Here is a 14,664-nt window from a genome sequence, read left to right on the forward strand (position 1 = left end):
AGCATTGGAACCACCTGATCCCATCCCGAACTCAGTAGTGAAACGATGCATCGCCGATGGTAGTGTGGGGCTTCCCCATGTGAGAGTAGGTCATCGTCAAGATTCATTTCGCAAAACCCCTATCTGCACATGCAGGTAGGGGTTTTGTCTTTAAGTAGGAACTACAGAGATTCGCAGGCACGTCCGATAGACGGGCCAGCACACAGAATTTCTTGACGACCATAGAGCATTGGAACCACCTGATCCCATCCCGAACTCAGTAGTGAAACGATGCATCGCCGATGGTAGTGTGGGGCTTCCCCATGTGAGAGTAGGTCATCGTCAAGATTCAAACCCAAAGCCCCTGTCTGCGATGCAGACAGGGGCTTTGTCTTTTCCGGGCTATAACTTTCAGGCTGGCGCGGTTCCTGTGTACCGCGAACCAACGGTCGCCATATGTTCAGAACCGATAACTGACCGTGGCACTGACATTGCGCTCTTCACCCATGTAGCAGTAGTTCAGGCTGGCACACGAAGTGATGTAGCTTTCGTTGGTAAGGTTATTGGCGTTTAGGCGCACATCTACTCCCTGTAGGCCGACCTTGCTCAGGTCATAGCCGACGGAGGCGTCGAACAGGGTATAGGAAGGCACTTTCATGCTGTTTTCCGCATCCACCCAGCTGTACCCCACATACCGTACCCCACCGCCCAAACGCAGGCCATCCAGTGCCCCTTGGTGGAAGTTGTAGTCAGCCCACAGCGAGAACATCTGTTTCGGTGCCTGGGTTGGCGAATTGCCCTTGTTGTCCAGGTTACCCGACACCAGGCTGGGCATCGACTTGGCGTACTCGATATCGGTAAAGGTATAGCCGCCCAGCAGCTTCAAGCTGTCGGTCAGCTGCACATGGGCCTCCAGCTCCAGCCCTTGTGAGCGTACTTGACCTACAGGGCGATAGAAGTCCTCGTCAGGCTGCTTCGAGGCCAGGTTCTCCTGCTCGATGCGGAACACCGATGCGCTGAACAGGTTGTCGCTACCCGGTGGCTGATACTTGATGCCGGCCTCCCATTGAGTGCCCTCGGTCGGCGCCAGAGGACGGCCTTCCTGGTCGGACACGGTATTGGGGTTGAACGACTCCGAGTAGCTGACATAAGGCGCAATCCCGTTCTCGAACAGGTAGAGCACCCCGGCGCGGCTAGTGAATCTGGAGCGCTGGTCACTGACCTTGGTGTTGCTGTCGCGATTCTCCTCGGACACCCTTACCCAGTCCTGGCGCAGTCCCAAGGAGAAGCGCCACTGGTCCAGCTCCACCAGGTCCTGCAGGTACACACCCGTTTGCTGCAAACGCCGCTGGTAGCGGTTTTCGCCTAGCACCTGAAGGTTGCCATTGCCGTACTGCGGGTTGCCGGCATCCAGCGGGGCGACTGTGCCAAAACGCCAAGCCACGTCGGCCTTGCGTCGCTGGTAATCGGTGCCCAGCAGCAGGGTGTGTTTGGCGGTCCCTGTGAAGAACTCCGCCTGCAGCATGTTGTCGATGATGTACGAATGCAGGCGTTCGTCGCCGCCGGTATAGGCGCGGTTGAGGATATTGCTGTCGGCATCCGCCCAGCCGGCGGAATACACCTGGTCCATCGACACGTCAGAGTCCTGGTAGCGGAAGTTCTGTCGTGCGGTGAAAACATCGTTGAAGCGATGCTCGAACTGGTAGCTGAAGGACTGTTGAGTGCGCTCGTAGTTGTCGACACCCGGCTCGCCTTCGAAGAAGTGGTCCGACAGGCGCAAGCTTTTGCGCTTGTGCAGCATGCCGTCCGCGGGGTTGCCGCCGTGGTAGCCGCCGTTGGGGTCGTGTTGCAGGTAGGCCTGCAGGGTGAGCGAGGTGTCTTCGCTGAAGTCGATGCTGACGGCCGGCGCGATAGCGTAGCGTTCTTCCTTGTTGTGGTCGAACTGCGTGTCGGAAGCATCTGCCAGGCCTGTCAGGCGATAAGCGATACGCTTGTCGTCATCCACGGGGCCGCTGAAGTCGAAACCCATGCCACGCTGGCCTTGGGTACCGAGCGTGGCCTGGATTTGATGGTAGGGGGTAAACAGTGGCTTCTTGGTGGTCAGTGCTACCAGGCCTCCTGGCGAACTACGGCCATACAGTACCGAAGACGGTCCCTTGAGAATATCGATGCGCTCAAGGAAGTACGGGTCCACCTGCATGGTGCTGTAGGTACCGTTGTCGCCCATCGACTTGAGCCCGTCGACGTAGATGTTATCCACCGAGCCATCATTGAAGCCACGCATGGCCACATAGTCATAACGATGGGTTGCACCGTAGGGGTTGGTCAGCACCCCGGGTGTGTAGCGCATGGCTTGGGCAACGGTTTGCGAGCCCTGGTCGTCCATCTGCTGGCGGGTAACCACCGAGACCGATTGTGATGTCTCCACCAGCGGCATGCTGGTCTTGGTCGCTACCTGGCTGTGGGTGGCGTTGTAACCCTCCATGCTGCCCAGTGCATTGCCAAGGGTGAAGCTACGGACATCGGTGTCTGGCAATGACACGGCGGCGTCCTGGGGTTGTGCCTGCAGCACGTAGCTGCGGCCGTCCTGGCTGAGCGCTTCCAGGCCGCTACCATTGAGCAACTGGCGCAGTGCCTGATCCTTGGGGTACTGCCCCTGCAGGCCGTTTGACTGCAAGCCTTGGGTGAGCTGGGGTGTGCTCGACAGGGTGATGCCAGCCTGGCGGGCGAACTGGTTGAGCACGTCATCCAGCTGGCCGGCCGGGATCGCATAGTGATGGCTCATCTGGGTCGTTTCAGCTGCCACGGACAGTTGCGGGACGGCTATCAGGCCCAAGGCGGTGCCAAACAGGGTGGCCCGGATGGTTTTGTGCAAAGTTGCTGAGTGCAAGACAGGTCGAAAATCATTCGCGTTGAATGTGTGCGTGTGCACTGGGGCGGTAGGCATGAAGGGTCCGTTGAAGTGTGAGGGCAGGAGGTGTCGCTTACTGTCCTAGCCGGACCGGGAGTCAAAACCCGCCAAAAAAGCTATTGGGGCGCGCAGCGGCCCTGAACGCAATGGCCCCCGTCAGATCAGACTAGCCCCTCCACACGCACCCACCAGCGCGTACGTTGGCGAAGCCGCACGGGCAGCGTCCGTGGCAGCAGCTGCAGCAGTTGCTCCGGATCTTCGAGGCGGAACACACCCGACAGGCGCAAATCTGCAATGTCGTCGCTGCAGCCCAGGTAACCATGACGATAACGGCTGACCTGCGCGAGAAAGTCGAACAGGCGCATGTCCCGGGTGACGATCAGCCCCTCGGTCCAGGCCATCGCGTCCATGTCCTCCTGTTCGAGCCGGTGTGCACCTTGCGTATCCAGACGCCAGTTCTGGCCGCGTTCGATCCATTGCAGTTGGCCATTACCAGGACGGTGGATTGCCACCCTGCCATGGTTGACACTGACCCGTGTGCAGTCGTTGTCCTGGCGTGCCACGAAACGCCCTTCGAACCCTTCCAGTAACGCGTCACGCGTCTGTACAAGCAAGGGACGCTGTGGGCCGCAGGTAATCATCAATTCCCCCTGCTTCAGGCGGACCAGGTGCTGTTGGTCATTGAAGGCCAGGTCCACGGCACTGCGGGTGTTGAGTTGCATCAGCGAGCCATCGGGAAGCGCGACGCTGCGTCGTTCACCCGTGCCGGTGGCGTAGTCCGATGTCCAGGCGTTGACTGCATCGAGGTCTTTGCCCAGCCATGTCGCTGTCCCCACCATGGCAACCCCGCCAAGCAGCTTCAGTGCCTGCCGGCGGTGCAGGCGGCGCTGGCTGGTCTCCAGGGTCTGCAAGGCTAGCCCGGCGCCGGGAATGGCGCGCAGATCGAGGTCCTTGTGCAGGTGCATCACCCGTTGCCAGGCCTGTTCATGTTCCTGGCGGGCACTGCGCCATTGCCTGCACTGATGCTGCAGGGCAGAGTCATGCCCGTTCTCGCGCAGCCTGAGCATCCACTGGATGGCCTGCTTGACCGCTGTTGCGCCAGGCTGTGCGGTAGTCATCGCGTCAGCACTCGTCGGCGTAGCGCAGCAGGTAGCAATGGTAGAGCGCATCGGCGATGTAGCGCTCCACGGTTCGCACCGAGATCCCCATCTGGTCGGCGATGGCCTGGTGCTTCAGCCCCTCGCATTGGGCCAGCAGGAATGCGCGGCGTACTTTGGGCTTGAGGCCGTCGAGCATGCGCGCGATGCGTTCCAGCAATTCCAGCAGCAACTCACGGGTTTCGGCCGAGGGGGCTTGTGCTTCTGGCACTTGTGCCAGTGCCTCGAGATAGGCCCTATGCAGTTCCTCGCGTCGCCAGTGGTCGATCACCAGCCCACGCGCCACTGTACGCAGGAAGGCCCGTGGCGTGTTCAGTTGCAAGTGTTCGCGCCGCTGCAGCAGGCGCACGAAGGTGTCCTGGGCCAGGTCTGCGGCATCGGCTGCGTTGCCCAGCTTGCTGCGTAGCCAGGCATGCAACCAGCCGTGGTGGTCACTGTAGAGCGTTTGCACGGAATCGTTGCTGGGCATGGGGGAGGGCGCTGCCATCAATGGACATGAATGATAATTAGTCTCATTGTTGGCGGGGGCCGATCAATTTGCAACCCATCCGACAGTACCGTGCGCGCTCTCTCTACCCGCTAGCGCCCCAGTTGCGTATCCAGGTACTTGCGGATTACCCGCGATGCGCTATTCAGGTGCCGCTCCAGCACCGCTACTGCTTCGTCCACCACCTTGTCGCTAGCTGCATCCACCAGTGCGTTGTGATCGTCCTGGGTGAGCTTGCCCAGGCCCATGGACGAAAGATGAAACCGCAGGAAGCGCTCTTCCTCGTTCAGTTCGTCCTCGATCAGGCGCAGCAGTTTCTTGTTCGGCGCCTTGTTGTACAACGACATGTGGAACAGGCGATTGAGGCGACCGATTTCGGCGTGGCGGGTTTCGTTCTCCAGTTGCTGGATATATCCGCGGGCGCTGGCGATGTCGCTGGCATCGAGCAGCGGAATGGACTGGCGCAGCGCCTCGGTCTCGAGCAGCACGCGCAGGGCATAGGTATCCACCGCGTCCTCGCCGATCAATGGCGCAACCACCGCGCCCTTGTGCATCTCCACTTTCAGCAGCGATTGCGCTTCGAGCTGGCGCAGGGCCTCGCGCACGGGCATGCGGCTGACTCCGAACAAGGTGGCGAGTTCTTGTTGTCGCACGGCAGTACCTGGGGGCAAGCGGCCATCAAGAATGGCACTGCGCAGGCGTTCTTCGATCACGCTACGGGCCTGGTGTGGCAACAGCTGCTCGCTCGCCAGCACATTGCTCAATTTGATTTTCTCGGCCACGCGACGTCTGCCTCAACGATGACTAAAGTTGGATCCAATAACACTAGTAATAGCTCATGGGGTGTCAAACCTGCACCCTCAATGGAACGGGCGCCCCAAAAAGCGCGGCTATGGTGGATTAAGTCGCCAGTCAAAGGAAGCGACCTCTAGAAGGTTCTAACCAGAAAGTGTAGGTCGACTGACCAACGGGTGCATGATCGCAGGGTGCCATTGTCTTTTGCTGTGGCAAGCCGCACCATCGCTGCTTTCGACTGGCCTGAACAGGGCTTCGCAGTGGCGATATCCTGGATGCTCAAAACTGTTGTGCAACGTGTTGGCCTTGCTGCGCTGCTGGGTAGCCTGCTGCTGGGTGGCTTGCACGCGGATTGGGACTTTTCCCAGATCAGCCGCAAGTCACAGGCCCTGTATGGCCAGTTGGGTGCCGGGCAGGGTCGTATTGATGCCTGGCAGAACCTGATGGCCACGCAGAAGCAGGGTTCGGAGCTTGAGCGGTTGCAGGTGGTCAACCGCTTCTTCAACCAGCAATTGCACTATGTCGAGGACATCGACCTGTGGCATGAGGTCGATTACTGGGCCACGCCGGTGCAGGCGCTGATCAAGGGGGCAGGGGACTGCGAGGACTACGCCATCGCCAAGTATTTCAGCCTGCGGCGCATGGGAGTTCCCAGCGAAAAGCTACGCATTACGTACGTCAAGGCGCTGCGGCAGAACCGGGCGCACATGGTCCTGACCTATTATTCAAACCCACAGGCACAGCCATTGGTGCTCGACAGCCTGATGGATGCCATCAAGCCAGCCAGCCAACGTACCGACTTGGTGCCGGTGTACGCCTTCAATGGTGAAGGGCTGTGGCTGACGGGTGCCGCAGGTAACAAGAAGGTCGGCGATACCAAGCGGCTGTCGCGCTGGCAGGATTTGCTGAAGAAAATGCAGGCCGAAGGGTTCCCGGCCGAGCCGGTTTACTGAAGGAGCACAGATGTCACTGTTCAAACAATTGCTGTTGGCCATTTGCCTGTTCCTGGTGGTCGCCTTCAGTGGCAGTTTCATGGTCAGCCTGGAAAGCTCGCGCAGCCAGTACGTCAACCAGTTGCGCTCGCACGCCCAGGATGCGGCAACCGCGCTGGCGCTGTCGCTGACGCCGAATATCGACGACCCGGCGATGGTCGAACTGATGGTCAGTTCGATCTTCGACAGCGGTTACTACTCAAGCATCAAGGTCGTCGACCTGGGCTCCAATGCTGTGCTGGTGGAGCGCCACGCCGAGCCGGACCCCGCCGGTGTGCCGCGCTGGTTTGTGGACCTGATCGGCCTGGAAGCCGCCGGTGGCGATGCCATCGTCAGCCGTGGCTGGCAGCAGGCCGCGCGCGTTGAAGTGATCAGCCACCCGATGTTCGCCATTGCCAAGCTCTGGCAAAGCGCCCTGGGTAGCCTGGGCTGGTTGCTGCTGTGTGGCGCGGCCAGTGCCGTGCTAGGCGCCTTGCTATTGCGCCGCCAGTTGCGGCCGCTGGACTACATGGTCGAGCAATCCCATGCCATTGCCCGCCGCGAATTCCTCAGCCTGCCCGAGTTGCCGCGTACGCCGGAGCTGCGCCGGGTAGTGCAGGCGATGAACCAGATGGTCGAGAAGCTCAAGGCACTGTTCACCGAGCAGGCCGAGCGCAGTGAGCGGCTGCGTGCCGAGTCCTACCAGGACAGCCTGACCGGGCTGTCCAACCGCCGTTATTTCGAGATGCAGTTGAACACCCGGGTCAGCAATCTGGAAGAGGCACGCGCCGGCTACCTGCTGTTGCTGCGGGTCCAGGGACTGGCGGGGTTGAACGCCCGCCTTGGCGGCCAGCGGACCGACCAGTTGCTACAGGCCGTGGGTGACCAGTTGCGTCGCACCTGTGCCAGCTACCCGGAAACCAAAGACCTGATTTCCCGCAGCCGCGGTGGCGAGTTCGCCGTGCTGGCGCCGGGCATGGTGCATGAAGAGGCGGTACAGCTCGCCCAGGCCCTGGAAGCAACCCTGCAGAGTCTGCATGAAACCGGCGCCAGTGATATCGACCCGGTGGCCTGCATCGGTCTTGCGCCCTACAGCCCTGGGGACGCACCGCAAGCGCTGCTCAAGCTCGCCGACGAAGCCCTGGCCCGCGCGGAGAACCAGCCGACGCCGGGTTGGGTCTGCCTCGAGCAGGGGGTGGCTGTGGTCGCTGCGGACAGCCAGCATGCCTGGCACGAGCGGCTGGATCAGGCGTTTGTCGGCGGGCATTTCGAGCTGTTCTTCCAGCCTGTGGTGGACTGCGGCACTGCGCAACGGGTACTGCACCACAAGGTGATTTCGCGTTTGCAGGATGGCCTCGGCGAGGCGCTGCCGGCGGGTCGTTTCCTGCCCTGGCTGGAGCGCTTCGGCTGGATGTCGCGGCTGGACGTGCTGGTGCTGGAGAAGGTGCTTGCGCACCTGCGCGGGCATGACCAGGTGCTGGCGCTAAATCTGTCTGCCGCCACTTTGGGCGACCCTAAGGCCCTGCAGCGTGTCTTCGAACTGCTGGGCCAGCATACGGCGCTGGGGCCGCGCCTGATTTTCGAGATTGGCGAAGAGCAACTACCCGAGCAGTCTGCCCTGGAGCAGCTGACCCGGCGCCTGCACGCCCTTGGCTTCGGCCTGGCGCTGCAACGCTTTGGTGGGCGCTTCAGCATGATCGGCAACCTGGCGCACCTGGGCCTTGCGTACCTGAAGATCGATGGCAGCTACATCCGTAACATTGACCATGAGCAGCACAAGCGGCTGTTCATCGAAGCAGTCCAGCGCGCGGCACACAGCATCGACGTGCCGCTGATTGCCGAGCGGGTCGAGACGGAAGGGGAGCGGCTGGTATTGAGAGAGATGGGGGTAGGTGGGATTCAGGGGCAGTTGGTTGGTGAGCCTGCACCCTGGCGCTGAGTTTCGGTTTTGCAGTTCTGGCACGGACCGTGTGGGAGCGGACCGCTTGCAAATTCAGTTCTCTACGCGACAGCGCAGCCCAAAGGGCTGAGCGATCTCCCACAGGTACAGCGCATGCCTTGAACTTTGTGCTGTATCTGTGGGGGCTGGCTTGCCGGCGATAGGGCCAGGGAGGCCACTGAATACAGTGGCCAGGATCATCAACGCTCGCGCAGCGCTTCCGAACGCGCCTTCATGATCGGCTTGAGCAGGTAGCTCATGATGGTCTTCTTGCCGGTCATGATATCGACCGTCGCCACCATCCCAGGAATGATCAGCAGCGGCTTCTCGTCAGTGCCCAGGTGGCTGCGATCGGTGCGTAGCTTGATCAGGTAGTAGGTGGTCTTCTTGTCTTCATCGGTGATGGTATCGGCACCGATCTGTTCCAGCTTGGCCTTGAGCCCACCGTAGATGGTGTAGTCATAGGCCGTGAACTTGACTGTCGCCTCTTGACCCGGGTGCAGGAAGGCGATGTCCTTGGGCAGGATCTTCGCCTCGATGACAAGCGTGTCATCCAGTGGCACTACTTCGAGGATATCGCTGCCAGGCTGGATCACCCCGCCAATGGTGTTCACCAGCAGTTGTTTGACGATACCGCGCACCGGCGAAGTGACCATGGTGCGGTTCACCCGGTCGTCCAATGCCTTGCTGGTAGCCGTGGCCTTGTTCAGCTCGGTGCGTGCCTCGTTCAGTTGGGTCAGCGCTTCGCTGCGGAATTTGCCGCGGGTTTCTTCGATCTTGCTTTGCACCTCGCGGATGGCCGCCTCGGCACGCGGGATCGCCAGCGCCGTGGAGTCCAGCTGGCCGCGGTTCTCCACTTCGGCACGGCGCAGGCGCAGCACTTCAACCTGGGAGATCGCGCCGGTGGCCACCAGTGGCTCGGACATGCTGATCTCTTTGCGCAGCAGTTCCAGGCTGTTGGCGTACTGGGCACGTTTTGAACTGTATTCGCGCAGCTCCTGCTGGCGCTGCACCAGCTGCTGTTGCAGGCCACCAATCTCGTCCTGCAGTTGCTGGCGCCGGCTTTGGTACAGCGACTCTTCACTGGCCGCCTGGCTTGGTGCAGCCTTGCGCAGTGCTTCGTCGATTTTCAGCGGGCTGTCCTCGACCTCGGCACTCAGGCGCTCGACGCGCAGGGCCATGGCCAGGCGGTCCGCCTCGGTTTCACCCACGTTGGAGGCGAAGCGGGTTTCATCCAGGCGCAGCAACGGTTGGCCCACTTCTACGATCTGCCCTTCCTTGGCGAAGATTTCGGCGACGATGCCGCCCTCCAGGTTCTGGATCTTCTGCACCTTGGACGACGGAATGGCCTTGCCTTCACCCCGCGTAACCTCGTCGATGGGCGCGACGCTGGCCCACACGATCAGGAACACGAAGAACAGGATCACGCCCCAGATGGTCAGCCGCACGACCCGCGGCGCATCCTCGATCAGGGCCTTGTTTACCTCTGGCAGCGGCTGCCCGCCCAGTGAGTCGGAACCTTTGAAATAGCGCCGAAGGCCTTCCTTGAATTGCCCCATATCCAGCTTATGCAACACTGATCTGCCCCTTTTTCAGCGCATCCATGACCGCGGCTTTCGGGCCGTCGGCGACAATCTGCCCGCGATCGATCACGATCAGCCGGTCCACCAGCGACAGCAGCGAGGCGCGATGCGTGACCAGTAGCACTGTCTTGCCTTCCACCACCGCCTGCAGCCGCTGCTTGAGGCGTTCTTCACCGGTGTTGTCCATGGCGCTGGTCGGCTCGTCCAGCAGCAGGATCTGCGGGTTGAGCAACAGTGCCCGGCCCAGGGCGACGTTCTGCCGCTGGCCACCGGACAGATTCTGCCCGCGTTCACCCACTTGCAGCTCGTAGCCGTCAGGGTGCAGCCGGGCGAACTCATGCACACCTGCCAGCTCGGCAGCATGCAGAATCAACTCATCTTCGATGTAGCGGGCTCCACTGACCAGGTTATCGCGCAGGGTGCCGGCCAGTAGCTGGATATCCTGGGGCACATAGCCAATGTTGTGGCGGAGTTCGCTGACGTCGATCTGGCGAATGTCCACGCCATCGACCAGAAGTGACCCGCCATCGGCCTCGTACAGGCCGACAATGAGCTTGGCCAGCGAACTCTTGCCCGAGCCGCTGCGGCCGATAATGCCCACTTTCTCGCCAGGGCGGATGGTCAGGTTGATGTTCTTCAGGGCCTGGTTCTGTTGGTTCGGGTAGGTGAAATCGACCCCGCGGAACTCAACACTGCCCTGCAGCACTTTGCGACTCAGCGGGCGTTCCTCGAAGTTGCGCTCCTGCGGCAGTTCCATCATGTGGTCGGTGGCGACCATGGTTACCTTGGCCTGCTGGTAGCGGGCGAGTAGGCCGTTGAGCTGGCCCAGCGGGCCGAGGGCTCGGCCGCTGAGCATGTAGCAGGCCACCAGGCCGCCCATGCTCAGGTTGCCGTCGATGATCAGGTACACACCGACGCAGATCATTGCCACGCCTGCCAGTTGCTGGATCAGCAGGGTGATGTTCATCGCCAGGCTCGACAGCACCTTCACCCGCAGTTCCAGGCGGCTGAGAGTGCCGAGGGTCTGCTCCCACATGTACTGGCGTTCGCTTTCGGCGTTGTTGACCTTTACCGCATCCAGGCCGGCCAGGGTTTCGATCAGGCTGGACTGTCGCTCCGAGGCCAGGGCCATGGTCCGCTCCATGGTCGCCATCAGTGGCCGTTGCAGGGCGTAACCGATGCCCAGGGCCAGCGGGAAGGCGATGATCGGGATCCACACCAGGTGCCCGCCAATGATAGCGATGACGATCAGGATCAGGATGGTGAACGGCAGGTCGATCAGGCTGGTCAGGGTCAGCGAGGCGAGGAAGTCACGCAGGCCCTGGAACTCGTGAATGTTCTGGGCAAAGCTGCCAACCCTGGCCGGGCGGTATTTCATCGACATGCCGACGATACGTTCGAACAACGTCGCCGAAATGATCAGGTCGGTCTTCTTGCCGGCCAGGTCCAGACACAAGCCGCGCAGGCCCTTGAGGATCAGGTCGAAGATGTATGCGCCGGCGATGCCGACGGCCAGCACCCAGAGGGTCGAGGTGGCCTGGTTGGGCACCACCCGGTCATATACGTTCATCACGAACAGCGGCGCGGCCAGGGCGATGAGGTTGATCACCAGGCTGGCGGCGATGGCGTCGATATATAGCCATTTGCTGCGCAGCAAGGTATCGCGGAACCACGACTTCGCCCGCGGGATGAGGTTGCCGTGGTTGACATCGAACTTGTGCTGCGGCTGGGCGAAGAACACCCGGCCACTGTAATCGCTCTGCAGGGCTTCGCGGCTGACATGCACCTCGCCGCCATCGCTCTCGCTGAGCAGCAGGCGTGCAGTGTCTTCGTTCTCCCAGCCCAGCAGAACGGCGCTGCGCCCTTCCTTGAGCAGTAACATGGCCGGCATGGCGATGCTCGGGATCTGCTCCAGCTTGCGCTGCAGCAGGCGCCCCTGCAGGCCGGCCCGGGCGGCTGCGCGAGGTAGCAGCTCGGGGCTAAGGCGCTGGGCGGGCAGCGGCAGCCCGGTGGTCAACATGACCCGGCTGGCGGGTTTCTGGTGCAGGACACACAGGCTCAGCAGACTATCCAGCAGGGGATCGTCATGCTGACTGCGTGGATCGTGGCTGAGTTGGACTCGACTGACTTCGGATTCCACGCGGCGCTCTCTTCATCCTTGTGGTGGGTGGGGTGGGTGTGCCGCCGTTCAGGCCGGCTCACCCTGGCGTTCAATGGTGCTGCCAGGCCGTGGTCGTGAAGGCTACGGCACCCTGACGCTTGGGCAACCGGCCAATGGTCGCCTTGAATCGGTATTGAGTAAACAATTCTACGGTTTTCATTCTTACCAGACGATGCTGGGTGGTGGATGTTTCATTTTTGACCCAGTCAGCATCCAGGCCGAAGCTAATTTGCAGCATAGCCTGCCATCCGGCTGGCGACAGAGGTGTAGTCGGTATCGACTTATACCGTTGTCAGAAACCAGACGCTGACTTGTTGACGGTCTTCGGCAACTAATTAGTCAAAATTCATCTATTGGAAGGCAGCTCGCTGACAGGTCTGGGCTAAACAATCGGCAACGCTTTCTAATATTCAGGCTGTCAGTATTTGCGCAGTTGTTCGCTATCTCTTTGATCTACGGCAAATCGCTGTGCCGAGTGATGCAGCGATACGGGCTGCTGATGCCGTGAGCTGTCGTACGGCCCCGACTCTGCCTGGCTTCCCGACCACTTCTGGCTGGCTTCAGGCAAGGTTTATGCTTGTAGTCAAGCAGTGGCCTGAGCGAGCGAGAGTGACCTGAATATTGACACCTGAATCTTTGACTGCTGCCGATGGACGGTCGTCCTGCTGCTTTGTTTGCGGCTACCGATGCGCGGAAAAAGGCACGTGAAGTGACCGGTGAACGCGCTTTCGATGATGTACGACATTTGTTCTAGAGAAACGCTTGGCTAAGGTTCAAATATCAATGTGACATTACATTGGTGATTGTTTAGGATGGCGTCTATAAGGTCAATAGTTTGGCAGTTAGGCAATTCCAAATAGTTATAGACGGAATATTGACGTCAAAAAACGTCAAGAGATCATCGACATAGTTCCGCCTGAAGTGGCTTGCAAGTGCCGCTCTGGCAGGGAAGTACCCATCGGGTCACACGGAGAGTCCAATGAGCAGCGTTGTAGCCATCGTCAAAAGTATTGTCGGCCAGGTTATTGCGGTATCCCCAGAGGGCATCCGGCGTGTTCTGATCGAAGGGGACCGTCTGCTGGCCGGTGAGGAAGTGCTCACTGGCCCGGGCGGCGCTGTTACTTTGGAACTGGCCGATGGCCGTCTGCTCGACCTGGGGCGCGACAGCCAGTGGAGCGCTGATGCGCCGGACAGCAGCACCGACCTGAGCCAGGCGACCGCACAGGCGGCGCCGTCGGTGGAGGAGTTGCAACAGGCGATCGCTGCCGGTGTCGACCCGACTACCGAGCTTGAAGCGACTGCGGCTGGCCCATCGGCAGCGGGCGGTGGTGGTGCGCTGGGCGGTGGCCACAGCTTTGTCATGCTCGAAGAAACCGCGGGCCGGGTCGATCCTACCGTAGGCTTCCCTACTGACGGGCCGGGCTTTGCCGCCGTGCTCGATAGCGAAGAGGTTGGCGTGCTGGACACCGCCAGCAACAACCAGGTGACTACGCCTCCGACAGACACCAGCGTCGCTACCGACCTGGTTCTTGGCGCTACCCCGGCCATCAGCGAAGCGGGTGGTGTAATCGTTTATACCGCTACGGTTGGCCAGGCGCCGACCACCAACCTGGTGGTCACCCTGTCCAACGGTGCCGTAATTGTCATTCCTGCCGGACAGACCACTGGTAGTGTCAACGTCGTGGTCCCGGCGAACGATACCCCGTATATCGATGGCGGCCAGATTTCGGCGACCGTAACGGGCACCACCGGGGGCGGTGGGTTGACGGTGACTGTGCCGCAAACACCCGCGGTTACCCAGGTGACCGATACCATCGACACCACCACCGCGACCCTGACCGCTTCGCCAAGCGTCACCGAAGGCGGCGTGATCACCTACACCGTGACCCTGAGCAACCCAGCCCAGACCCCGGTGACCGTGACCCTGTCCAACGGCCAGACCATCACCGTCGAGGCCGGCAAGACCCAGGGCAGCGTCGACTTCCAGACCCCGGCCAACGACGTCTACAACAACGGCTCGACCGTTAGCGTGACCATCGAAAGCGCCACGGGCGGTAACTTCGAGCAGTTGGTGCCGAACCCGACGCCGGCTCAGACCACCATCAACGACTCGGTGGATACCACCACCGCGACCCTGACCGCTTCGCCAAGCATCACCGAAGGCGGCGTCATCACCTACACCGTGACCCTGAGCAACCCAGCCCAGACCCCGGTGACCGTGACCCTGTCCAATGGCCAGACCATCACCGTCGAGGCCGGCAAGACCCAGGGCAGCGTCGACTTCCAGACCCCGGCCAACGACGTCTACAACAACGGCTCGACCGTTAGCGTGACCATCGAAAGCGCCACGGGCGGTAACTTCGAGCAGTTGGTGCCGAACCCGACGCCGGCTCAGACCACCATCAACGACTCGGTGGATACCACCACCGCGACCCTGACCGCTTCGCCAAGCATCACCGAAGGCGGCGTCATCACCTACACCGTGACCCTGAGCAACCCAGCCCAGACCCCGGTGACCGTGACCCTGTCCAATGGCCAGACCATCACCGTCGAGGCCGGCAAGACCCAGGGCAGCGTCGACTTCCAGACCCCGGCCAACGACGTCTACAACAACGGCTCGACCGTTAGCGTGACCATCGAAAGCGCCACGGGCGGTAACTTCGAGCAGTTGGTGCCGAACC

General features: G+C 61.2%; 10 protein-coding genes and 2 rRNA genes. 5 read left to right on the forward strand and 7 right to left on the reverse strand.

Going from position 1 to position 14,664, the window contains the following annotated elements:
* Together rrf (CAY82_RS24500) and rrf (CAY82_RS24505) are read left to right on the forward strand one after the other, a co-directional pair.
* Nucleotides 1-102, forward strand: a 5S ribosomal RNA gene (gene rrf, locus CAY82_RS24500); the annotation flags it as partial.
* Nucleotides 103-211: 109 nt separating this feature from the next.
* Nucleotides 212-327 (forward strand): 5S ribosomal RNA (rrf, locus tag CAY82_RS24505).
* Nucleotides 328-439: 112 nt separating this feature from the next.
* Here the strand turns inward: rrf (CAY82_RS24505) and CAY82_RS24510 are convergent.
* The 4 genes from CAY82_RS24510 to CAY82_RS24525 form a co-directional block, all read right to left on the reverse strand.
* Complete coding sequence (locus CAY82_RS24510; RefSeq protein WP_087503416.1) at nt 440-2,854, reverse strand: TonB-dependent siderophore receptor; 2,415 nt, start codon at nt 2,852-2,854, stop codon at nt 440-442.
* A gap of 197 nt (nt 2,855-3,051) precedes the next feature.
* Nucleotides 3,052-4,008, reverse strand: a complete 957-nt coding sequence (locus CAY82_RS24515; RefSeq protein WP_087503417.1) for a FecR domain-containing protein — start codon at nt 4,006-4,008, stop codon at nt 3,052-3,054.
* A gap of 4 nt (nt 4,009-4,012) precedes the next feature.
* Complete coding sequence (locus CAY82_RS24520) at nt 4,013-4,516, reverse strand: sigma-70 family RNA polymerase sigma factor (RefSeq protein ID WP_063915096.1); 504 nt, start codon at nt 4,514-4,516, stop codon at nt 4,013-4,015.
* A gap of 110 nt (nt 4,517-4,626) precedes the next feature.
* A complete protein-coding gene (locus tag CAY82_RS24525; protein ID WP_087503418.1) occupies nt 4,627-5,316 on the reverse strand; it encodes a GntR family transcriptional regulator in 690 nt (229 codons plus the stop codon).
* A gap of 204 nt (nt 5,317-5,520) precedes the next feature.
* Here CAY82_RS24525 and lapG point away from each other — a divergent pair, with 204 nt between their 5' ends.
* Both lapG and lapD read left to right on the forward strand, forming a co-directional pair.
* Nucleotides 5,521-6,282, forward strand: a complete 762-nt coding sequence (gene lapG, locus CAY82_RS24530) for a cysteine protease LapG (protein WP_170931127.1) — start codon at nt 5,521-5,523, stop codon at nt 6,280-6,282.
* A 10-nt stretch (nt 6,283-6,292) separates the two neighbouring features.
* Entirely contained in the window at nt 6,293-8,239 is a 1,947-nt protein-coding gene (gene lapD, locus CAY82_RS24535) for a cyclic di-GMP receptor LapD (RefSeq protein ID WP_087503419.1), read from the forward strand.
* Nucleotides 8,240-8,439: 200 nt separating this feature from the next.
* On the opposite strand, the gene CAY82_RS24540 is transcribed toward lapD, so the two are convergent.
* From CAY82_RS24540 to CAY82_RS24550, 3 genes are all read right to left on the reverse strand, one after another.
* Nucleotides 8,440-9,798, reverse strand: coding sequence for an HlyD family type I secretion periplasmic adaptor subunit (locus CAY82_RS24540; protein ID WP_170931128.1), 1,359 nt, complete (start codon nt 9,796-9,798; stop codon nt 8,440-8,442).
* A 7-nt stretch (nt 9,799-9,805) separates the two neighbouring features.
* Nucleotides 9,806-11,962, reverse strand: coding sequence for a type I secretion system permease/ATPase (locus CAY82_RS24545; protein ID WP_087503421.1), 2,157 nt, complete (start codon nt 11,960-11,962; stop codon nt 9,806-9,808).
* A gap of 70 nt (nt 11,963-12,032) precedes the next feature.
* A complete protein-coding gene (locus tag CAY82_RS24550) occupies nt 12,033-12,221 on the reverse strand; it encodes a hypothetical protein (RefSeq protein ID WP_087503422.1) in 189 nt (62 codons plus the stop codon).
* 741 nt (nt 12,222-12,962) lie between these two features.
* Between CAY82_RS24550 and CAY82_RS24555 the strand changes: the two genes are divergently transcribed.
* A partial coding sequence (locus tag CAY82_RS24555; RefSeq protein ID WP_140399136.1) for a retention module-containing protein occupies nt 12,963-14,664 on the forward strand: 1,702 nt, incomplete at its 3' end.

This window comes from Pseudomonas sp. SID14000, assembly GCF_002165135.1.
GTDB lineage: Bacteria > Pseudomonadota > Gammaproteobacteria > Pseudomonadales > Pseudomonadaceae > Aquipseudomonas.